Raw genomic sequence first — 20,378 nt, 5'->3', positions numbered from 1 at the left:
GGAGAGCGCATGAAGATCCTGATAGTCGAAGACGAGCAAAAGATGTCCGAATACCTCTGCAAGGGCCTGACCGAGCAGGGGTGCGCGGTGGATGTGGCCAGCAACGGGGTCGATGGACAGCACCTGCCGATCCAGCATGACTACGACGTCATCGTGCTGGACGTGATGCTGCCGGGCCTGGATGGCTTTGCCGTGCTGCGTTCGCTGCGCACCGTCAAGCAGACCCCGGTCATCATGCTGACCGCGCGTGACAGCGTGGAAGACCGCATCAAGGGCTTGTATGACGGCGCCGATGATTACCTCATCAAGCCCTTCTCCTTCCTGGAGCTGCTGGCCCGCCTGCAGGCCCTGACCCGTCGCGGCCGCGTGCAGGAAGCGCCGCAGCTGCGCATCGGCGACCTGCAGATCGACCTGATCTCGCGCAAGGCCTTCCGGGGCGGGCTGCGCATCGACCTCACCGCCAAGGAATTCGCGCTCCTGGCCGTGATGGCACGGCGGCAGGGCGAGATCCTGTCCAAGACCGCCATTGCGGAACTGGTCTGGGACATGAACTTCGACAGCAATACCAATGTGGTGGAAGTGGCCATCAAGCGCCTGCGCGCCAAGATCGACGCGCCCTTCGAGCAGAAGCTGCTGCATACCGTCCGCGGCATGGGCTACGTACTGGAGCCGCGCGCCTCCTCCGATGCCGCCGATGAGTGAGCCCGCCGCCAAGCCGGTGAAGAAGCGCCGCCTGCCGCTGCGCCAGTCCATCACGGCGCGCCTGGTGCTGATGTCGGCCGCCTCGGCGCTGCTGATCTTCGCCGTGGCGGGCGTGGCGCTCTACACCGTCCTCAAGGGCGAGCTGCTGCGCCATGAACGCGATGCGCTCTTTACCACCCTCAACGACATCAGCTACCAGATCGAACGCGCCGGCAATACCGAGCGCTGGGCCCGCGTGCAGTTGAAACTCTCCACGCTCTCGCAGGCCGACCAGCACGTCTTCTTCTGGATCGCCAGCGACGATGCGCGCTATACCTATGGCGACCTGACGCGGCTCTCACCCTCGGCCATCAATCATGCCGACGGCAAGCTGGTCGGGCGCCTGCATCTTCCCGGGCGTGCCTATCCGCTGCACATCATGACGCGCACCCTGCCGCCCTTCGAGGATCGTCCTGAAGTGCGCGTGACGGTCGGCGTCGATGGCGCCCCCTATTTCGAGATGCGCCGCACCTTCCTGCTGGCCACTACCATTTCCTCGTTGCTGGGCATCGTGCTGGCGGTCATCTCCAGCTACTGGATTGCCCGTGCCGGGCTGGCGCCGCTGCGTCGCATGTCGGCGCGCGCCCAGAGCTTTTCGCCGCGCAAGCTGTCGGCCCGCATGCCGGTGGAAGCCCTGCCCGAAGAATTGTCGGTATTGGCCGATGCCTTCAACGGGGCGCTCGAACGCATCGAGCAAGCCTACACGCAACTGGAAGCCTTCAATGCGGACGTGGCCCATGAATTGCGCACGCCCCTGGCCAATCTGATCGGCGAAACCCAGGTGGCGCTGGCGCGCGAACGCAGTGCGGGGGAATTCAAGGACGTGCTGCAATCGAACCTGGAAGAGCTGGACCGCATCCGTTCCATCGTCAACGACATGCTGTTCCTGGCGCGCTCCGACCAGGGTGAAGCGGCGACGGCGCGCGTACCGGCCAGCGTGGCCGCGGCGGTGCAGAAGACCGTGGATTTCTTCGAGTTCGTGCTCGATGACACGGGCATGTCCATCACGGTGGCCGGTGACCTCGATGCCACGGCCACCATGGAAACGGCACTGTTCAAGCGCGCCTTGACGAACCTGATCCAGAACGCCATCCAGCATTCGCCGCAGGGTGCGCAATTGCGCATCGACATTTCCGGCGGCGAAGAGATGGTGCGCGTGGCCGTGACCAATCCCGGCCCGGCCATCGAGGAGCAACACCTGCCGCGCCTGTTCGACCGCTTCTACCGCGTCGACAGCGCGCGCCAGGACATCAACGGCAGCCACGGCCACGGGCTGGGGCTGGGGCTGGCCATCGTCAAGGCGGTGGCCCGCATGCACGGCGGGCGCGCTTTTGCCAGCAGCAGTGGCGGGCACAATACCATCGGCTTTACCATCGCGCGCCAGTGAGGGCGCCTGTTTGGCTCAATAACCGCGCTTGAGATCCACGTTGGCGGCAATTTCGCCGGTCTTGCGATAGTGACGGATATTGGCCGCCACGATCGCCGACGCAGTACCGGAATCCGTGGGCGCCGAGCAATGCGGCAGTACCGTCACCGCAGGATGCGACCAGGGCCATGCCCCTGGCGGCAGGGGCTCGGTGGCGAACACATCCAGCACCGCGTGACGCAGCTTGCCTGCATCGAGCGCCTGGCGCAACGCTTCCTCTTCGATGATCGGCCCGCGTGCGAAGTTGATGAGCTGCGCCTGCGGAGGCAGCATCGCCAGCCGCGCCGCATCCAGCAGAGCACGCGTCTGGGCCGTCAGCGGCAGCAGGCAGACCAGGATGTCGGTCTGCGCCAGCATCTGCGCCAGTCCGTCCATGCCGCTGTAAGTCCGCACATCCGGCAGGTTGCGCGCACTGCGGCTCCAGCCCATCACCGGGAACCGCGCCTGGCGCAACGCGGCGGCAGCCGCTTCACCCAGCGCGCCCAGGCCGAGGATGCCCACGCGGCGCTGCTCCGGCAGCACGTAGTCCAGCGGCTGCCATTGGCGTGCCTGTTGCTGGCGCGCGTAATACGGCATGTCACGATGCAGGTAGAGCGTCCAGGCCAGCACCGCTTCGGCCATGGTGGCGGCCAGGCGCGGATCGACCAGGCGCGTGATCTGCAAGTCGCTCTGGCCGAGATCGGCCACCAGCCGCTCCACCCCGGCCCACACGCTATGCACCCACTGCAGTTGCGGCAGCAGCTTCAGCTGCGCCGGATCAGGATTGGCGACGATGGCCACGCGGCATTGCGCGCGTTGGTCTTCGTCCAGCTCGCTGAAGGCGATGATCTCTTCCTCCGGCATGGCCGCGCGCAAAGCCTGCAGCCACGACGCTACCGCAGCGGGATCACTCTGGCTGACGAAAGGAATGGGCATGCGCGCGCTCATTTGGCGTACACCGCAGCCAGATCGCGGAAGCCCTTGACTTCGATGGGGTTGCCCGAGGGATCGAGGAAGAACATCGTGGCCTGCTCGCCCGGTTCACCCGCAAAGCGGATCTGCGGGGCCAGCACGAATTGCACCTCGCCGCTGGCGCTGAGGCGGTCCGCCAGTTGCTGCCATTGCTCAAGTTGCAGGATCACGCCCAGATGGGGCATCGGCACCAGATGATTGCCGACACGGCCGGTGTTGCTCACGGCAAATGGTTCGCCCAGGTGCAGCGAGAGTTGATGGCCGAAGAAATCGATGTCGACCCAGGTCTCGGTGCTGCGCCCCTCGGCGCAACCCAGCAGGTCGCAATAGAAGTGGCGCGACTGGTCGAGGTCGCGCACGTGGTAGGCCAGGTGAAAGATGGATGGCATGAAAAGTCCCGGATCGGCAGGCTGGTTGCGAAAGCCGACAAGCATACCGCAAGCTTGATGCTTGTATGGAAACAAGCCAAAGATGCTTCCCTACAAGAGCCACGCGGGCAGGATTGACATGCGTCAAGCAGCCCGGGATTTGCGCTGGACGCATGGAGATGCCGGGCCTAATCTGCCTGCATGGCATCCCGCCCCGGATGTCTTCCCCCACGAATTTCCGAGGAGCCACCATGAGCTACAAGTCCATCCTGGTCCATGTCGACCAGTCGCGCCACGCCGCCCAGCGCATCCGCATTGCCGCCGAACTGGCCCGCGCGCAGCAGGCGCACCTGATCGGCAGCGCCGTCAGCGGCATCTCCAGCTTCATCACCATGGAAGGCGCGGCCTACATCGCCGCGCAAATGGACGGTTTCCGTGACCGCGCCCTGGCTGCCCTGGAAAACTTCGACAAGATCGCCAACAGCGTGGGCGTGCCCTCCTGCGAAAAGCGTTTCGTCGATGACGACGCCGAAGGGGGTCTGGCGCTGCAGGCGCGCTATGCCGACCTGGTGGTGGTGAGCCAGGCCGACCTGGACGATGCCGATGACAGCTTCCTCACCGACCTGCCCGAATACGTCATGCTCAATTCACCGCGCCCGGTACTCATCATCCCCAGTGCCGGTGAATTCAAGCACGTGGGCAAGAATGCGCTGATCGCCTGGGATGGCAGCATGGAATCGACCCGCGCCATCACGGCCGCCCTGCCGCTGCTGCGCCAGGCCGACAACGTGACGGTGGTGCTCTTCAATTCCGACAAGCGCCTGGGCACCCACGGCGAGCAGCCTGGTGCCGATATCGCCCTCTATCTCGCGCGCCACGGCGTGAAGGTGGAAGTGGCGCAGGAACAGACCACGCTCGATATCGGCAACGCCCTGCTCTCGCTGGCGGCCGACAAGGGCTCCGACCTGCTGGTCATGGGCGGCTACGGTCACACCCGCTTCCGCGAAGTGCTGCTGGGTGGCGTGACGCTCACCATCCTCAAGACCACGACGCTGCCGGTGCTGATGGCGCACTGAACGCTCCAGCATGACTCGCGCTGACTCAGCGCGCTTCCACTACCGGCCCCTCGCGGGCCGGTGTCTTTTGGGCGGCCAGGCGCTCGCGCTGTTGCAGGCGGGCGCGGCGCTTGCGCACCCAGATGATCACCCCGGTCACCGACAACATCGCTACCAGCACGCCCATCAGGGAAATCAGCACGCGCCCGGTCAGGCCGAGAATGCGGCCGGAATGCAGCGGGAACTGCGCCTGCAGGAAGATATCGCCGGCACTGCCGCGCCCCGGTATCTTGCCGCCTTCATAGGCACCGGTCATGGCATCGAAATACAGCCAGGCATTGCCCAGGCCCACATCGCCATGGTCATTGCCCGGCTGGAAGAAGCCCACCCCATAGACCCCGAACATGCCCGAGTAGAAGACGCCACCGACCGGCTCCGTCAGGCCCAGCTGCTGGCCTTGCGCGCGTCCCAGTGCTACCGCCTGCTCGCGTGAAATACGCGGCTCCGGCACCTTGTCAGGCGCAATCGGCGTACGCGTATCGAAGGGACCGGCCGTCAGGCTGGACACGGTCTGCAGGATAGGCCGCATGACCTGCCGCTCCAGGTTCATCGACACCGAGGTCACCGCCAGGACCAGCAGCAGGCCCCAGATCCACACCCCGCCCGAGCGGTGCAAATCGAAGTTGAGCTTGTGCCCGCCCTCACGCCAGCGGAAGGCCAGCGACTTGCGCCAGCTGCGCCAGTTCGGGAAGGAGAGGTACAGCGCGATGAAGCAATCCAGTGCCCATACAATGCCGATGATGCCCATGAGCCAGATGCCGGTCTCGATGCCGCCCAGGTCCGGCAAGTGCATCGTGTAGTGCAGCTTGTAGAGGAAGGGCAGCAGGTTTTCCCGCGCCAGCGAGATGGCCCCCCACATGCGGCGCCCCTGTATATCACCGGTCACCGGATCGACCGCGATCTGGTTGTAATCCAGCTCGGGAAGCTTGCCGGTGGCGGGGTCCAGGCGCGGTTCGACCATCATGCTGATGGTGTGGCCAGGCTCGGCCTCGGTCAGCACATAGGTCACGCGCAGCTTGGGCTCGGCGGCTTCGACCCGCTGCGCCAGCTCCAGGCCGGGCATGGGCCGCCCGGCCTCGGCGCGCTCGGCGCTGTGGGCATGGAACAGTTGCGGATTGAGCCAGGCATCCAATTCATGATCCCAGGAGATCACTGCGCCGGTCACGCCGGCGATGAACAGGAACACGGCCACGGCCAGGCCGAACCAACGGTGGAGAAGAACGAGAAGTGCACGCATGGCTGGCTTACCTGGCTAAATGGCGAAGGGATGGGGGACTAGCTGGAAAGGCTGGCATGGCACGCTCAGAAATCGACCTTGGCCGACACGTTGAAGCTGCGCGGATCACCCGGCTTGATGTAGTTCTCGTACTGGTATTGCCAGTAGCGCTTGTCCAGCAGGTTGTTGACCGACGCCCGGAAGGTCGTATCGTGCTGGCCGATGCGCGTAGTGTAACTGGCGCCGAGATTGAAGAGCGTATAGCTGGCCAGCTCGATGTCGTTGGCCGCGCGTGCCATGGTGCTGCCGGTCAGCTTGGCATCGGCCGAGAGCTTCAGGCCCGCCACCTGCGGCACCAGGTAGGCCACCTGGGCCGTGGCCATGTTGCGCGGCGCACCGGCCACACGATTGCCGTTGTAGGTGTTGCCCTGCTGGTACTTCGCGTCCAGCAGCATGAGGCTGCCACCCACCTGCCATTGCGGCGCCGGACGCCAGGAAGCGCCCAGTTCCAGGCCCTGGTAATTGGACTGCCCGCTCTGCACCAGCGCGCCATTGAGCGTGTATTCGGAGGCACGCTCGATACGGAACAGCGCGGCGGTGGCACTCCAGTCCCGCTGGTCGGTCTTGGCGCCAAGCTCGTACTGCTTGCTCTTGAGCGGTTTGAGCTGGCTACCGTAGTTGGTATTGGTCACGCCCGGTACGCCGCCCTGCTCCAGCGATTCCACATAGCTGCCATAGAGGGTGGTGTTGCGCTCGGGCTTGAACATCAGCGCGACCGTCGGGGTCAGGGCCGATTTGTCATAGCGCGAACTGAGTGCGCCGGTGGTGGTGAAATTGTCCTGCTTGAACTGGTTGTAGCGGCCACCGGCCAAGAGCGACCAGCGCTCCGAGAAGTTCAGCGTGTCGCTGGCGAAAATCGCCTGCTGGGTGATGATGGCGTTGTGATAGGTCTGCAGGTCGGTGCTGCTGTAATACGCGTTGGTGTTCTGCGTAGTGAGATTGCCGGTACCGATCTGCTTGTACACCGAGCTGATCGAGTAATCATTGACCTGCTTCTGCCAGGACGCGCCCACTACCAGCTGATGATCGATGCCGCCGGTACGGGCATTGCCCTCCAGCATGGCTTGCCATTGGTCGAAGGTATGCCCCTCGCGGCTGTCAGAACGCCAGTCGTTGTAGTTGCCGGCCGCATCCGACAGCATGGCGATGTCTTCATTGCGGAAACGCTTGGCGGTGCTGTGGCTGTAGCTGAGGTTGGCCTTCCAGTCGGGATTGATGCGATAGGTGAGCCCGGTCTGGTAGAGCTGGAAGTTGGTGTCCAGGTGCTGGCCCGGACCAACCAGGGTCTTGTCCGCCCCGCTGACCACCGAGGGCAGGCGGCTGCCAGTGAGGTTGGTGGTGACCACCGAGGGAGTCTGGTCGGTGGAATTGCTGTTCTGCCAGATGGCCTGGAAATCCCAGGTCAGGTCGCGCGTGAGACGCCCGTCCAGCGCCAGTGAGGCCGAATTGCGGCGGATGTGGCCTTCATTGAAAGTCTCACCCTGTTCATGCGTGACATTGAGGCGATACCCGAACATGTTGTCGTTGCCGAAGCGTCCGCCCAGGTCGACGTGCTCGCTCAGGATGCTGTTGCTGGTATAGCCCACCGAGACGCTGCGCACGGGCGTATCAGTCGGTTTCTTGGAGACATAGTTGAGCACCCCGCCCGGCGAGCCGAATCCATACATGAAGCCAGCCGAGCCCTTGAGCAGGTCGATGCGTTCGAAATGATCGTAGGGCAGCGTGATCCCGTATCCCAGGAAAGGCTTGCCATCGATGCGGAAGGAGTTCTGCCAGTCCGCGGGCAAACCGCGAATGGTGATGTAGGACGCCCAGGCGCTGTAACCGCCGCTGTTGTCGCTCACCGATGCCTCGTTGTAGAACAGGTCGCCCAGCTTGTTGACCTGCTTGTCGGCCAGGTCGGCGGCGGTCATGCTGGTGACCGAAAAAGGCGTCTCCAGCAGCGAACGCGATCCCAGCGCACCCGACGTGGTCTGGCTCTGCAGGTGCTGCGTACCCTGGCCCGCACCAGCGGCGGAGACGGTCACGGTAGGCAGCTGGCTGGCGGCATTGGCAGATGCAGCACCGGCAGCGTCTGACGGGGAAGACTGCGCCAGCACCAGCGCAGGGGAGCCGGCCAGCGCCATACTGAGGAAGACCGGGCGCAGGGCACGCGACATGGCGCTGGGACGCGCTGGCAGGGAAGACGGGAGCAAGGGATTCCTCTTCATTCTCATTGCAATTAATACGAACGATAATTGTTCTTATTTATTTTATGAAATATGACACAAAAAGGAAACCTCCCTGACAAAGTTTGTGACCCAAGGAGATGATGGCCTCGAACAGATTCGAGGCAAGGCTTCAAAAATTACTGAATGTGGTTGATCTCTTGCCGTCTATGCCCCTCAGTCGAACGGCTGGCTTTATCTTTCTTGCTCACTTTTTATGAAAGGAAGCGCACATGCCCAGGGCCATCATCCGTCTCGACGATCCCACCTCGCACGGCGGTGTCGTACAGGAAGGTTTCGCCAATGTGAAGTTGTACGGCAAGGCGATGGCCGGGGTTGGCCATCGCGGCTACTGCCCGCAATGCCGATGTGAATTCGTGATCCTGGCAGGTGAAGAAACCTACGAATACCTGGGACGCAAGGCCGCCGTGGAAGGCATGCTGACCTCCTGCGGCGCGGTGCTCATCGCGACCCAGCATCTGGCCAAGATAACGCCCACCCCGAAGCAGGCCTGATACAGGCATAAAAAATGGCCTGCTCACCGGGGTGAGCAGGCCAACTGCGGAAGATCGAACGCGAAACCAGCCAGGCAAGAGAGCGCCTTCCCTGGCCCTTCCGGCGGGCGCATCAGGCAGCAGCGATCTTCTTCAGGATCTCCTGCAACTGGTCGATATCGTAGGGCTTGGGTAGCGAGTGCGAGGCAAAGCCGACATTGCGCGCCACCATGGCGCCATAGCCGGAAGCGAAGATCACCGCCAGGTCGGGGAAGCGCTCCAGCGCACGCTTGGCCAGGTCAACACCCGACATGCCGGGCAGGTTGACGTCCGTGAAGAGCACATCAAAACTCTGCTCGCCCAGCGCCTGCTGCGCGTCTTCGGCGCTGACCACGCCACGCGCCTGGTGCCCCAGCGTCTCCAGCAGTTCGCACACCAGTTGCTGGGAATCGATGTTGTCCTCCACCACCAGCAAACGCAGTCCGCTGGCGGCGGCCCCGGCCTGCCCTGGCGCAGTGGCCAGCTCGGTGGCGCTGCTGCCCCCAGGCTGCTCGAAGTGCGCGTCCTGGCCTTCTGCCGGGCGCTGGCTGTCACCCACCGGCAGAATATGGAGCGCAGCGTTGGCATTGGCCTGGTCGCGCTCGTGCGTGAGCTGGGCCAGCTCGATGCGATGCGCGCGACTGGAGAGCATCTGCCGGATGCGCTGCGCCAGCTGGTTGATGCGATAGGGCTTGGAGAGCAGTTCCACACCTGCATCCAGCCGCCCCTCGTGCACGATGGCATCGCGCGGGTAGCCGGAAGTGAAGAGGATCTCGATGTCCGGCAACAGCTGCCGTGCCTGGCGCGCCAGCTCGGTCACGGGCACGCTGCCGGGCATGACCACGTCCGTAAACATCAGGTCGACCGCAATGCCGCTCTGCAGGATGGCCAGGGCGCGTTCGCCGTTATCGGCCTTGAGGACGCGATAGCCCAACGAAGAGAGGGTGTCGATCACCGTCAGTTGCAGGTTGGGATCATCCTCCACCACCAGGATGGTTTCGTCGCCGCCGCGCACTTCCATGTCGCGGTTGTCGTCGATCAGCACTTCCTCATCAACGCAGCGCGGGAAGTAGATGCGGATCGTGGTGCCCTTGCCGGCTTCGCTGTGCAGGCTGATGTGGCCACGGCTCTGCTTGACGAAGCCATAGGCCATCGACAGGCCCAGGCCGGTGCCCTCCCCTTCGCGCTTGGTCGTGAAGAAAGGCTCGAAGGCGCGCTCGCGCACCTCCGGCGACATGCCGGCGCCGTTGTCGGAGATCTGCAGTTCCACGTAATCGCCCGGCTGCAGGTCGGCCTGCGAAAGGAAGGCGGGGTCGCTCAACTGCACGTTGTCGATCTGCAGCGTGAGCCGGCCGCCGTTGGGCATGGCGTCGCGCGAATTGATGGCCGTGTTGATGATGAGGTTCTCGACCTGGTTGGGGTCGAGCATGGTGTTCCAGAGATCATGCGTGATGACCGTGGAGATCTCGATGTTTTCGCCCACGGCGCGACGCAGCAGGTCATCCATGTTCTGCACCACGCGCTCGAGGTTGATGCTGCGCGGCTGCAAGGGCTGGCGGCGGGCAAAGGCCAGTAGCTGCGAGGACAGCTTGGCACCGCGGTCGACCGCGCCGATGGCGGTGCGCACGCGCTGGCGGCTGCGGTCATCCAGGCGCGGATCGGTCTGCAGCAACTGCAGGTTGCCGCCAATGATCTGCAGCACGTTGTTGAAGTCGTGCGCCACGCCGCCGGTCAACTGGCCGACCGCCTCCATCTTCTGCATCTGGCGCAGCGCCGCTTCGGCACGGCTGCGCTCGACGATCTCCTCGACCACGCGCTGTTCCAGCGTATCGTTGAGCTCGCGCAAGGCGTCTTCGGCACGGCGCCGCTCGGTGATGTCGGTCGAGACCGCAATCATGGCTTGCGGACGGCCCTCATCATCGACGATGCGGCTGATGTCGCTGGAGACCCAGAAGGCACGGCCATCCGGGCGCAGGTAGCGTTTTTCCAGGGTGAAGGAACTGCCATCGGCGATGCAGCGATTGAACAGGTTCATGTTCATCGGCACGTCTTCCGGATGGGTCACATCGGCCAGGGTCATCTCCAGCATCTCGGCTTCGGTGCGGCCCAGCATGCGGCACAGTGCCTGGTTCACGCGCAGGTAGCGGCCCTGCAGGTCCAGTTCGGAGAAGCACACCGAGGCCTGGTTGAAGATGGCCGTCAAGCGGTTCTCGCTCCAGGACAGCGCTTGCAGCCCACGGCGCCGCTCGGTGAGGTCGACGAAGGTACAGAGTGCACCCTGCAGTTCGCCGTCCTGCCAGACCGGATGCGCCTGGTACTGGACCGGGAAACTGCTGCCATCGACACGGATGAAGTCCTCACTGTCCACGTGCGCGGTCAGGCCTTCACGCGCGGCCCTGAGCACGGCGCAATCGCTGCGCGAGCCGGCATCGTCATTGGCGCTGACGATCACCTCATGGATGTCGCGGCCCAGCACATCCTTCTCGCTGGCGTAACCGAGCAATTGCAGGAAGGCGGCATTGCATAGCGTGACGATGCCGTCACGGTCGATCGAGAAAAAGCCCTGGTCGGTCGAATCGAGCAGCTGCCGCACGAAGGCATTGTTGGCGCGCACGCTGGCTTCGGAGGCGGCCAGGGCCTGCTCCATGAGCTTGCGCGAGGTCACATCGAAGACCACCCCGACATAGCGTGAACCGGCGCGCGGATCGTCTTCCACCACCTCGCCCTTGCGCGCCAGCCAGCGCTGCTCACCGTCGGGACGGGTGATGTGGTATTCGGTATATTCCAGCGGATTGCGCGGGCCGCCTTCCTTGATGCGCGACGTACCCAGGTTGGGATGGAATTCTTCATCGATCATGTCCACCAGCTGCTGCGAGCTCACCTCGCCATCGGCCGGCAAGCCCCACAAGCGGCGGAACCGATCCGAGACCGCCAGCTTGCCGGAGACCGGGAACCACTCGAAGATACCGATTCCGCCGGCGCGGTCGACGATGCGCAAGCGCTCCTCGGCCACGAAGCGTTCGGTGACGTCGTTACCCTCGATGAAAATGCCGGCTACCTGGCCCTGGGCATCGCGTATCGGCTGGAACACGAAGTCCAGCACGGCGCCGGCAAAACCGATCTCATGCGTGCGCCGCAGGAACAGGCGTGCCCCGCGTTCGGTATAAGTCTGGCCGGTCTGGTACACCCGGTCCAGCAAGGCAAAAAGATTTTCGTCCAGCAGTTCGGGCAGTGCCTCGCGCGCCGGCAAGCCCAGCACCGGCCGATCGCCGAACAGTTTGAAGTAGGCGCCATTGACGCGTTCGAACACGTGCTGCGGGCCGCGCACCACGGCCTTGAAGCTGGGCGACTCTTCCATCAGGTCGCGCAACAGGTCGGTATGGGCCAGCGCGCTATCGAGCGTGGTTGCGCGCACCAGCGTGCACAGCACCCCGGCCACCTGCGCGGGCTGGCCATCGGCGCTGTCTTCCCACACTGGCACGCAGGTGAGATCCCACTGGCGGGCGATGTCCTGGGCTTGCCCGGTCTCCTGAAACAGGGACAGGCGCGGCAATTGTTGCTGTTGGCCATTGAAGGCGGCCCCGATCGCCGCTTCGCAGAGCCGGCCAGCGCCGCGCCAGAGCGGCGAGCCGCTCAACGGCGCGCCAAAGGCTGACGGATGGGCCGCGCCAATACAGGCGGCGAATGCGTCGTTGTAAAGCATCTGGCGTGCTGCGCCCCATACCAGCAGACTCGGGAGGGGCGAATGCAGCGCGATGTTGAGGGAGGTGCGCAAGGTCGGCGACCATTGCGCCGGCGCACCCAGGGGACTCGTGGTCCAGTCGGTCGCCGTGACGATCTGCGCGGCCAGGCCTGTACCGCGCAACCAAGAAATGTCTGCCATGTCGTGAAACTTACCTTTAAGCCTAGCTTTGAGCACCGAGGTCGGTCTGGCGGGCGACGGGTTTGTACCGTCGTTCTCCCGCTGGTCCCTTCATTGTTGTTCGCATCCGCTTGGAGCAGGCGTTGCGGACCAGGCGCATGCGCCCGGCGCGCCTGCTGCGTGCCGCGGATGATTATACGGGAAGCCCGCGCCGCTTCCGGACCTGCTCTCAGCGCGCGGAAAAACTGCCATCGGCCGCAAAACCGCATGGCGCAAGCATGACGGAAGACTTCCTGTTTTCCTACACGAAATCGCGCCACGCACCTACACGGGCAGGTCCACGCCGTCGGCGCATCAAAGGCTCCGCCATGCGACGGGTTTTCGCTGGCTCAGCTGGATTTCTCGGACTTCTTTTTCTGCGCCCGTTCCTCGCGCAGCAGGCGATTGAGTTCGGCCAGTTCCTGCACCGCTTCCTGGGTCAGGATGACAGGCTCGTTGGGCCGATAGGCGCGGCCGCCAAGGCGCCCATTCATGCCGATGTAGGCGCGCGCGCAGCGGCGCCGGTAGGCCAAAATGTCTTCCTCGCCATGCAGCGGCTGACCTGCGCTGTCATGCGCCGGCTCGGGATAGGCCGGCAAGGGCTCGGACTCGATCTCGCCGGCATGGGCCTGGGAGGAGATATGGTTGCGATAGGCCGTCCAGTCGCCTTGGGAAATGGCGATCAGAGGATCATAAGGATGGATGGAATCAGACTTGTCCATGAGGCTACCCTGCTCAAAGATCCGACGCCGACCACTTGCGCCGGGCTGGTTGCAACATCAGCTTGTCCTGTGCGGCATCGCGCCTGGCCTGGGCATGCAGGCGCTCGCGCTGCCACTGATCGACCAGCCGTGTCGTCTGGCCGACACTGTGATCGATCTTTTCCCTGTGTTTCATCGACAGCATGGGTGTTCGCTCCCTGATCTGCGCCAGGTCGCTTTACTGTCTTGCGCTTCGAACGACACTTCATTTTAGCCAGCCCGCGCCAAACTGGAAGAGCTTGATGCAAAGGGCTGCACGAATTGTGGTTTCTGAAGACTTGACAGCGCAGGACCGGGCTTTCTTTTCCCATGCGGCATCACCCCGACCCATCCATGGAGCAACAGGTCCGACCATGCCGCGTTGTTTCTGCGAGTTTTGAGAGATCTTAGGACCAGGCACGGATGAGTCCTATCGGACTGTACCGGATTGGCTTGTAGGACAAAATGGAAAATCCCTGCCCGCGCGAGACAAGCCGGATCGTCCAGCTGGGCAGCGGCGAATTAATTGTTGTGCAGGCTGCACGGAGCTTGACGATGACGCCTATAATTGGCCCTTCCCGAAGTAAAGAATGCGCATCATCTGCCACCGCAGCCTCAGGCTGCCGGACAGGAGCCCCGGGGTCTTCTGGATGCGCTGCACTTCGCCCCTCCAACTTGCGGCCGCGGAGATTTTTCGCGCCGGTAGTTCGATGCCCCGCCCCGGCTGGCATCGAGAAAGTAGTGCATGAGCAATCCTTACCACGCAGTGCGCCGTCGACCTGTCGACCTGAGCAATTGCGACCAGGAGCCGATCCACATTCCCGGCTCCATCCAGAATCACGGCGCCCTCCTGTGCTTTTCACCCGAAGGCCAGCTGGTCACGCGCAGCGCCAACGCCGCTGGCCTGCTGGGCAGCTTGCCCGAGGTCGGGCAGCCGCTGGGTGAGGAACACCTCAACGCCGCCGCTCGCGCGGTGATTCAAACCGCGCTCGAAGACCGCCACGGCTACGTGGATTCGCGCATGATCTCGCTCGACAGCGGCGCCTTCGACCTGGTCACCCACAAATCCGAAGGCGTGCTCATCGCCGAATTCGAACAGCGGCCGTCGGATGCACTCTCGCTGGAGGGCTTTGCCCTGGCCGCGCACCAGGCCATCCAGCGCATCCAGCGCCAGCCCGGCGTGGAAGACCTGCTGACGCTGGCGGTGGATGAAATCGCCCGCATCACCGGCTTCGACCGTGTGATGGCCTATCGCTTCCTGCATGACGACAGCGGCGAAGTGGTGGCCGAACACAAGCGTGAAGATCTCGAACCCTTCCTCGGCCAGCGCTATCCGGCCAGCGACATCCCGGCCCAGGCGCGGCGCCTGTACGTGATCAATCCGATTCGCCTGATCGCCGATGTGGGTGCACCCACCGTGGCGCTGGAACCGGATCACAACCCGCTGACCGGCGGCCCGCTGGACCTGAGCCACAGCATGTTGCGCAGCGTCTCGCCGGTGCACATCGAATACCTCAGCAACATGGGCGTGCGTGCGTCGATGAGCCTGTCGATCGTCATTGGCGAGCGTCTCTGGGGTCTCATCGCCTGCCACCACATGACCGCGCACCTGGTGCCGCATGCGGTCCGCATGTCGTGCCAGCTGCTGTCGCAATTCGTCAGCGCCCTGGTGGAACGCAATCTCAACGGTGAGCGCGCCCGCGCGCTGGAATACAGCGCCGACCTGCGGCGCCAGATCGTGGCGCAGGTGACCGACCGCGAAGACATCGTGCTGGCCCTGGCGGCCGACCATGATGGCTTCGTGCGCCTGATGAACGCGCACGGCGGTGCCATCTCCATGGAGCGCAAGACCCAGGTTTTCGGCAAGGCGCCCTCGCGCGAAGGCGTCAACGCACTCATCAACTGGCTCAACGAAAACGAACCCGGCGACATTTTTTCCACCAGCGCGCTGGGCGCCGATGCGCCCGCGCTGAAGGCGGTGATGGGCGATATCTGTGGCGTGCTGGCCGTGCGCTTCTATCGTGAACAGGATGGCTATGCCTTCTGGTTCCGCACCGAACAGGTGGAAGACGTGCGCTGGGGCGGCAATCCGGAAAAGAAATACAGCATCGGGCCGCTGGGCCCGCGCCTGACTCCGCGCGGCTCCTTCGCGGTCTGGAAGGAAACCGTGCGCGGCAAGAGCCTGCCCTGGGAAAAGACCGAAGCCGAGATCGCCAGCCAGCTGCGCCTGGACCTGCAGGAAGTGGCGCTGTCCAACGAGAATATGGTCAAGCGTGCACGCGAAACCCTGCTGGCCACGCTGGGGCACGATCTGCGCGATCCGCTGCAGGCCATCATGATGGCAGCACGCATGATCGAGGTGCGCGAGCATTCGCCTTCGAGCTCGAACCTGAGCAAGCGCATCTCCTCCTCATCGAGCCGCATGCATCGCCTGATTTTCCAGGTGCTTGACATCAGCCGCCTGCAAAGCGGCATGGGCCTGGATATCCAGCGCCGTCCGCTGGATGTGCGCAAGATGGTCACGGAAATCGTCAACGAAGCGCGCATGGCGTATCCGGACAACGAGATCATCCTCGAAGCGGAAGACTGCGGCGAGATCGAACTCGATGGCGACCGCATCAGCCAGGTGGTCTCCAACCTGCTGTCCAACACGCGCCATCACGGCGAAATCGGCAAGCCCTCGACGCTCATCGTGTTCCGCCGCGAGGATGTACTGACGATCTCCGTCTCGAACCACGGACCGGCCATCCCGGCGGCAGTGCGCGAGAACATGTTCAAGCCCTACAAGAAGGAATCCATGGGCAACCAGCGCAATGCACGCGGCCTGGGCCTGGGGCTGTACATCGTCAGCGAGATCGTCAGCGGCCACGGTGGCAAGATCGCCGTGAACTGCGACCATCACATCATTACCTTCACGGTCACCCTGCCGATTTTGCCCGGTTGAATCCGGGCCGGCCTGCAAGGCGCTCCAGGCGGAGCGCCTCAGGCGGCCAGCGGCAGCCTCACGAAGAAACTTGCACCCTGCCCTGGACCGGCGCTGGCCGCGCGCAAGCGGCCGCCATGCAACTCCACCAGCTGGCGGATGACGGCCAAGCCCAGGCCCAGTTCGGCGGCACTCCCCAACCGGCCTGCAGCCGCCTGCGGCGCCGGGAACAGGCGCGCCAATTCGGCGCCCTCCATGCCCTGTCCGCTATCGCGCACTTCCAGTTCGATCTCGCTGCCGTGCCGGTGCAGGCACAGCAGTACCCAGCCACGCGGTGGCGTGAAGCGGATGGCATTGCCCAGCAACTTGCCCAGCACCTGCCGCAAACGCGCCGCATCCCCCATTACCGTACCGGCAGCCGGCTCCGCCCGCAGCGCGATCTCCTTGGCTGCGGCAGCACTCTCGGCGGCCAGCATGGCATCACGAACCAGTTCGGCCAGCGCGACCGGTTCAGCCGCCAGGCGCAGCGTGCCGGAGAGCACGCGGTTGGCATCGAGGAGCTCCTCCACCCGTTGCGCCTGCAGGCGCGCATTGCGCTCGATGACCTGCAAGCCCTTGTTGAGCCCGGCCGGATCGGAGGCATCGCGCAACAGGTATTGGGTCCAGCCAAGGATGGCGTTGAGGGGCGTGCGCAGTTCATGCGAAAGCGTCGTGAGGAAGGTTTCGCGGGCGTTGCGCAGCCAGGCGATTTCGGCCTCTGCCTCACGCTGCGCCGCCAGCAAGGCATCCAGCTCCCGCTGCAGCTGCTGCACGGCCTGTCGCACCTGCGATTGCTGCTCCAGGACGCGCTGCACGGACTGCGGCAGGTGATCGAGGTAATCGCTGGTCTTGGGCAATACGTCGGCCACCCCGGCCCGCAAGGCCTCGATGATGCGCAATTCATCCGAGACGCCCGAGACCATGATGGCAGGGATCTCCACACCGGACGCGCGCAGGCTGCGGAAGAAATCCAGGCCGCTCTCCAGGGCCTGCAGGTTGTAGTCCACGATCAGCAGGTCGGGCCGCTCCTGCTGTACCGCCGCCTGGGCGGATTCGGCATCGGCCACGGCGGTGACACGGTGGCCCTGCTTGGTGAGGACACGGCGGGCCAGCGCAAGCAGGCCTTCGTCATCCTCCAGCACCAGTACGTGGGCAATGGGCACGGTCATCGGGACTCACTCTCCCTGGCCACCGCTGACGCTGGCGGCAGCTTGACCACCTGCAGGAAGAAACCCAGGCGCCGCACGGCTTCGATGAAGTCTTCGTATTCCACCGGCTTGGTGATGTAGACATTGCAGCCCACTTCGTAGCAATGGGCAATTTCGCGCGGGTCGTCCGTGGTGGTAAGCATGATGACGGGAATGGCGGCAGTGGCGGCCTCCTGCTTCATCCGGCGCAGGACCTCCACGCCATTGACGCGCGGCATGTTCACGTCCAGCAGCACCACCAGCTGCTGCAGCTCGGCCCGGGCCAGGTCGCCGCCGAAAAAATAATCCAGCGCTTCCTGCCCGTCGCGCAGCCGCTGGAAGCCGTTGACCAGGCCGGCACGCCGCAGGTTTTTTTCGACCAGCAAGGCGTGGCCGTCGTCGTCTTCGACCAGGATGATGTTGACGCTCTGCTCTGTGGCCATCTTGCTCTCCTTGTCAATGGATTCGTTGCACCGCCTGACGGGCTGCGTGCGGTTTCAGGACACCGGCGGGCGGGCCGGCAAGGCGACATAGAAACAGCTGCCCTGCCCTTCCACCGATTCCACCCAGATGCGCCCGCCATGCCGCTCCACCACCCGCTTGACCAGCGCCAGGCCGATGCCTTCGCCCTTGGCGACGTTGCCATGCAGGCGCTGGAAAGCGATGAACATCTTGTCCATGTAGGCCGCCGGGATGCCCAGGCCGTTGTCGCGCACGAAGTAGGTCACCAGGCTGGGCGCGGCAACCACGCTGTCTGCCTGGGGTACGTGGCCGATGGTGATATGGCCGGGCCGGGACGGATCCAGGTAATTGACGGCATTGCCCACCAGGTTGCCGAGCACCTGTTCGACAGAGGTCGGATCGCCATAGGCCGGGGGCAGGTTGTCCTCGATCTCGACCCGGGCCGACTTGGCCCGGATGCTGCCGCTCATGGCCGCGACAATACGGGTGGCGATGGCATGCATGTCCAGCATGACCGGCTGGTATTCAACACGGCCGGCACGGGACAGTCGCAACATGGCGTCAATAATGCCGGCCGAACGGGTGACCGCATTCTGGATGAAGCGCAGCGATGTATGGATGTCGTCTTCGACAAGCGTGCGCAGGCGCTGGCGGTCCGGCTCGGGCAATGCGAGGCGGTCGACTTCGTCCAGGAGGTCGCGGGTGGCGTGGGTGATTTCCTTGCTGAAACCCTGCAGGTTCACCAGCGGTGAGCGCAAGTCATGGGAGACGCTGTAGATGAACATCTCGTTGTCCTGGGTCTGCTGGCGCAGGTCGGTGTTGACGTCGGCCAGTTCGCGCGCCCGCTGTTCGAGTTCCTCGCGGTAGCCGCGGGCCTGCCGGGCAGCTTCGGTGAGACGCTCACTGCTGCGATGAAGGGCATCGTCCAGCAGGCAGATTTCGTCGCTGCCGCCCACGCGTGCGGCCAGCGGCTGGCCTTCGGAGAGGCGGCGGGCATTGCTGATCAGGACGTTCACGCGGGCCGCGATGCTGCGCGTAAAGGCCAGCGAGGCCAGCGCCGCCGTCACGATGGAGCCCAATACCGCCAGGATCAGCAGCCAGGTCTGCGAACGGCGTGCAGCCTGGACGCGCTCGCTGCGCTCGGCACCAAGGCGTCGCTCTTCTTCCACGAAGTTGTCGAGCTGGTTGAGGAATTCGGAAAGACGGTGCTGGCCCTGCTCCTCACGCAACTCGCGGATCAGGTCATCTCGCTGGCCACGCATCAGGCGCTCGCGGGCACTGTCGTCCCACCTGCGATAGCGCGCGATGGATTCATGCACCTCGCGCACGATGCGGCCCTGGCCCGCATTGTCGCTCACCAGGCGCGCCAGTTCACCGGCCTTGACCTCGATGTCGGCCCACATGTCGCTGCGGCTCAGGGTATCGGGCTGATCCAGCAAGACGGCATTGCGGATACGCGCAGCTTCCAGCAGCATGGGTTCGCGCAACGCGGCGGCCTGGTTCATCACCTGGAGGGAATGTGAGGCCCAGCGCTCGGCATCCTCGGCATCGGCCTGCGAGTTGAACAGTGCGCCCAGCAGCAGTATCTCAAACAGGCTTGGTATGGCAACGATCAGCAAGCCCTTGGTCAGCAATCTCATGTGCGTTCGCCCGCTTCATGATCATTCTTACGGTGCATCGCCATCGATCAAGCCGGGTCCTGGCTTGACCTGCAGTGCGCCCCCACGACATTTCCTTGTTGTTCTGCCCTGCGCACATCCTTGCTTGCGGACCGCTGCGATGTTGTCGTGCGATCCGGCCGGGTGCGTTTCCGGTAATCAATTGTTACGCACGATTATAAACTCACAATATGCACGCGCGCGCAGCCCGTGGCAAGTGCCCATGAAAAAGCCCGGCAACAAGGGGCCGGGCTTGCACTACGACGCTACAACGTACTGCGCACGCTCGCTCACGCGCGCTCGTCCACCGCCCGGGGATCGACAGCGGATCAAAATCGACCCAATCGCCTTCCCGGATGCTGCCCTCGGCGCGCTCCAGGTCGCTGGCCTGCAGGCCGCGCAGAAGTCGAATCACGTCGCTTCCCTCCTGCTCATCGGCTATGGCAACGGCCACCATCATGCCCGCCACACGGCGCGGCAGGGGCGCGTCATCGGTGGCGGCCAGGCTGCCAACCAGGCCACCCAGATGGCCGCCTACCAATCCACCGAGGGCCGCGCCGAGCGGGCCGGTCACCGGGGCCGTGGCCAGTCCCGCAGCGGCACCTGCACCGGCACCGGCGGCAACGCCGGCGGCGGCACCCCGGTCGGTTTCTTCGGCGCCCGGTGATTTGTCGCGGTCGCCACCGACGGCAAAGCGGTCATGCTGGCCTGCCGGATTGACGAAAAAACTGCTGATGCGCCCGCGCTCAAAGCCGGCCTCTTCCAGCACCGAGACCGCATGGGCGGCTTCTTCCTGCAGATCGAAACGGGCGGCGATGATGGTGCTCATGGCTTCTCCTGCACAAGGGCGG

At 64.3% G+C, this 20,378-nt stretch carries 16 protein-coding genes; 5 read left to right on the top strand and 11 right to left on the bottom strand.

Features of this window, described 5'->3' with window-relative positions; translation table 11 throughout:
- The first annotated feature begins 9 nt into the window (after positions 1 to 9).
- Complete coding sequence (locus tag CEJ45_RS06765) at positions 10 to 702, top strand: heavy metal response regulator transcription factor (RefSeq protein ID WP_088754405.1); 693 nt, start codon at positions 10 to 12, stop codon at positions 700 to 702.
- Positions 695 to 2,128 (top strand): heavy metal sensor histidine kinase, encoded by a 1,434-nt coding sequence (locus CEJ45_RS06760; protein ID WP_241517292.1) that lies wholly within the window; start codon positions 695 to 697, stop codon positions 2,126 to 2,128. Before CEJ45_RS06765 ends, CEJ45_RS06760 begins: the two co-directional genes overlap by 8 nt.
- 15 nt (positions 2,129 to 2,143) lie before the next feature.
- On the opposite strand, the gene CEJ45_RS06755 is transcribed toward CEJ45_RS06760, so the two are convergent.
- Together CEJ45_RS06755 and CEJ45_RS06750 are read right to left on the bottom strand one after the other, a co-directional pair.
- Positions 2,144 to 3,094: a 2-hydroxyacid dehydrogenase gene (locus tag CEJ45_RS06755; RefSeq protein ID WP_088754403.1), complete on the bottom strand. Its 951-nt coding sequence runs from the start codon at positions 3,092 to 3,094 to the stop codon at positions 2,144 to 2,146.
- Positions 3,091 to 3,507, bottom strand: coding sequence for a VOC family protein (locus CEJ45_RS06750; RefSeq protein WP_088754543.1), 417 nt, complete (start codon positions 3,505 to 3,507; stop codon positions 3,091 to 3,093). Before CEJ45_RS06750 ends, CEJ45_RS06755 begins: the two co-directional genes overlap by 4 nt.
- A gap of 230 nt (positions 3,508 to 3,737) precedes the next feature.
- Between CEJ45_RS06750 and CEJ45_RS06745 the strand changes: the two genes are divergently transcribed.
- Positions 3,738 to 4,562, top strand: a complete 825-nt coding sequence (locus tag CEJ45_RS06745) for a universal stress protein (RefSeq protein ID WP_088754402.1) — start codon at positions 3,738 to 3,740, stop codon at positions 4,560 to 4,562.
- Between the two features lie 25 nt (positions 4,563 to 4,587).
- Here the strand turns inward: CEJ45_RS06745 and CEJ45_RS06740 are convergent, their stop codons facing one another.
- Positions 4,588 to 5,838 carry a PepSY-associated TM helix domain-containing protein gene (locus CEJ45_RS06740; RefSeq protein WP_088754401.1) on the bottom strand — a complete coding sequence of 417 codons (1,251 nt, stop codon included), beginning with the start codon at positions 5,836 to 5,838 and terminating at the stop codon, positions 4,588 to 4,590.
- Positions 5,839 to 5,903: 65 nt separating this feature from the next.
- A complete protein-coding gene (locus CEJ45_RS06735; protein WP_370516331.1) occupies positions 5,904 to 8,036 on the bottom strand; it encodes a TonB-dependent siderophore receptor in 2,133 nt (710 codons plus the stop codon).
- Positions 8,037 to 8,317: 281 nt separating this feature from the next.
- On the opposite strand from CEJ45_RS06735, the gene CEJ45_RS06730 reads away from it, so the two are divergent.
- A complete protein-coding gene (locus CEJ45_RS06730; RefSeq protein WP_088754399.1) occupies positions 8,318 to 8,599 on the top strand; it encodes a PAAR domain-containing protein in 282 nt (93 codons plus the stop codon).
- A 112-nt stretch (positions 8,600 to 8,711) separates the two neighbouring features.
- Here the strand turns inward: CEJ45_RS06730 and CEJ45_RS06725 are convergent, their stop codons facing one another.
- The 3 genes from CEJ45_RS06725 to CEJ45_RS24800 form a co-directional block, all read right to left on the bottom strand.
- Positions 8,712 to 12,500: a hybrid sensor histidine kinase/response regulator gene (locus CEJ45_RS06725; protein WP_088754398.1), complete on the bottom strand. Its 3,789-nt coding sequence runs from the start codon at positions 12,498 to 12,500 to the stop codon at positions 8,712 to 8,714.
- Positions 12,501 to 12,868: 368 nt separating this feature from the next.
- Positions 12,869 to 13,240: a hypothetical protein gene (locus tag CEJ45_RS06720; protein ID WP_088754397.1), complete on the bottom strand. Its 372-nt coding sequence runs from the start codon at positions 13,238 to 13,240 to the stop codon at positions 12,869 to 12,871.
- A 13-nt stretch (positions 13,241 to 13,253) separates the two neighbouring features.
- Positions 13,254 to 13,424 (bottom strand): hypothetical protein, encoded by a 171-nt coding sequence (locus CEJ45_RS24800; protein WP_158214896.1) that lies wholly within the window; start codon positions 13,422 to 13,424, stop codon positions 13,254 to 13,256.
- Positions 13,425 to 14,003: 579 nt separating this feature from the next.
- On the opposite strand from CEJ45_RS24800, the gene CEJ45_RS06715 reads away from it, so the two are divergent.
- Positions 14,004 to 16,202 carry an ATP-binding protein gene (locus CEJ45_RS06715; protein ID WP_088754396.1) on the top strand — a complete coding sequence of 733 codons (2,199 nt, stop codon included), beginning with the start codon at positions 14,004 to 14,006 and terminating at the stop codon, positions 16,200 to 16,202.
- 38 nt (positions 16,203 to 16,240) lie between these two features.
- Here the strand turns inward: CEJ45_RS06715 and CEJ45_RS06710 are convergent, their stop codons facing one another.
- The 4 genes from CEJ45_RS06710 to CEJ45_RS06695 form a co-directional block, all read right to left on the bottom strand.
- Complete coding sequence (locus CEJ45_RS06710; RefSeq protein WP_088754395.1) at positions 16,241 to 17,389, bottom strand: hybrid sensor histidine kinase/response regulator; 1,149 nt, start codon at positions 17,387 to 17,389, stop codon at positions 16,241 to 16,243.
- Positions 17,386 to 17,850, bottom strand: a complete 465-nt coding sequence (locus CEJ45_RS06705) for a response regulator (protein ID WP_088754394.1) — start codon at positions 17,848 to 17,850, stop codon at positions 17,386 to 17,388. The genes CEJ45_RS06710 and CEJ45_RS06705 overlap by 4 nt, the downstream gene beginning before the upstream one ends.
- A 54-nt stretch (positions 17,851 to 17,904) precedes the next feature.
- On the bottom strand, positions 17,905 to 19,509 hold the full coding sequence (locus tag CEJ45_RS06700) for a sensor histidine kinase (protein WP_088754393.1): 1,605 nt from the start codon (positions 19,507 to 19,509) through the stop codon (positions 17,905 to 17,907).
- Positions 19,510 to 19,711: 202 nt separating this feature from the next.
- Positions 19,712 to 20,356 carry a hypothetical protein gene (locus CEJ45_RS06695; RefSeq protein WP_338152853.1) on the bottom strand — a complete coding sequence of 215 codons (645 nt, stop codon included), beginning with the start codon at positions 20,354 to 20,356 and terminating at the stop codon, positions 19,712 to 19,714.
- Positions 20,357 to 20,378: the final 22 nt, after the last annotated feature.

Source organism: Herbaspirillum aquaticum (assembly GCF_002213425.1).
Lineage (GTDB): Bacteria > Pseudomonadota > Gammaproteobacteria > Burkholderiales > Burkholderiaceae_D > Herbaspirillum > Herbaspirillum aquaticum.
This window is presented reverse-complemented; position numbering and strand designations above follow the sequence as displayed.

Bases quoted from the DNA above. Each gene is read 5' to 3' on its own strand.
- CEJ45_RS06765 (WP_088754405.1), top strand. From the start codon at position 10: ATGAAGATCCTGATAGTCGAAGACGAGCAAAAGATGTCCGAATACCTC.
- CEJ45_RS06760 (WP_241517292.1), top strand. From the start codon at position 695: ATGAGTGAGCCCGCCGCCAAGCCGGTGAAGAAGCGCCGCCTGCCGCTG.
- CEJ45_RS06755 (WP_088754403.1), bottom strand. From the start codon at position 3,094: ATGAGCGCGCGCATGCCCATTCCTTTCGTCAGCCAGAGTGATCCCGCT.
- CEJ45_RS06750 (WP_088754543.1), bottom strand. From the start codon at position 3,507: ATGCCATCCATCTTTCACCTGGCCTACCACGTGCGCGACCTCGACCAG.
- CEJ45_RS06745 (WP_088754402.1), top strand. From the start codon at position 3,738: ATGAGCTACAAGTCCATCCTGGTCCATGTCGACCAGTCGCGCCACGCC.
- CEJ45_RS06740 (WP_088754401.1), bottom strand. From the start codon at position 5,838: ATGCGTGCACTTCTCGTTCTTCTCCACCGTTGGTTCGGCCTGGCCGTG.
- CEJ45_RS06735 (WP_370516331.1), bottom strand. From the start codon at position 8,036: ATGTCGCGTGCCCTGCGCCCGGTCTTCCTCAGTATGGCGCTGGCCGGC.
- CEJ45_RS06730 (WP_088754399.1), top strand. From the start codon at position 8,318: ATGCCCAGGGCCATCATCCGTCTCGACGATCCCACCTCGCACGGCGGT.
- CEJ45_RS06725 (WP_088754398.1), bottom strand. From the start codon at position 12,500: ATGGCAGACATTTCTTGGTTGCGCGGTACAGGCCTGGCCGCGCAGATC.
- CEJ45_RS06720 (WP_088754397.1), bottom strand. From the start codon at position 13,240: ATGGACAAGTCTGATTCCATCCATCCTTATGATCCTCTGATCGCCATT.
- CEJ45_RS24800 (WP_158214896.1), bottom strand. From the start codon at position 13,424: ATGCTGTCGATGAAACACAGGGAAAAGATCGATCACAGTGTCGGCCAG.
- CEJ45_RS06715 (WP_088754396.1), top strand. From the start codon at position 14,004: ATGAGCAATCCTTACCACGCAGTGCGCCGTCGACCTGTCGACCTGAGC.
- CEJ45_RS06710 (WP_088754395.1), bottom strand. From the start codon at position 17,389: ATGACCGTGCCCATTGCCCACGTACTGGTGCTGGAGGATGACGAAGGC.
- CEJ45_RS06705 (WP_088754394.1), bottom strand. From the start codon at position 17,850: ATGGCCACAGAGCAGAGCGTCAACATCATCCTGGTCGAAGACGACGAC.
- CEJ45_RS06700 (WP_088754393.1), bottom strand. From the start codon at position 19,509: ATGAGATTGCTGACCAAGGGCTTGCTGATCGTTGCCATACCAAGCCTG.
- CEJ45_RS06695 (WP_338152853.1), bottom strand. From the start codon at position 20,356: ATGAGCACCATCATCGCCGCCCGTTTCGATCTGCAGGAAGAAGCCGCC.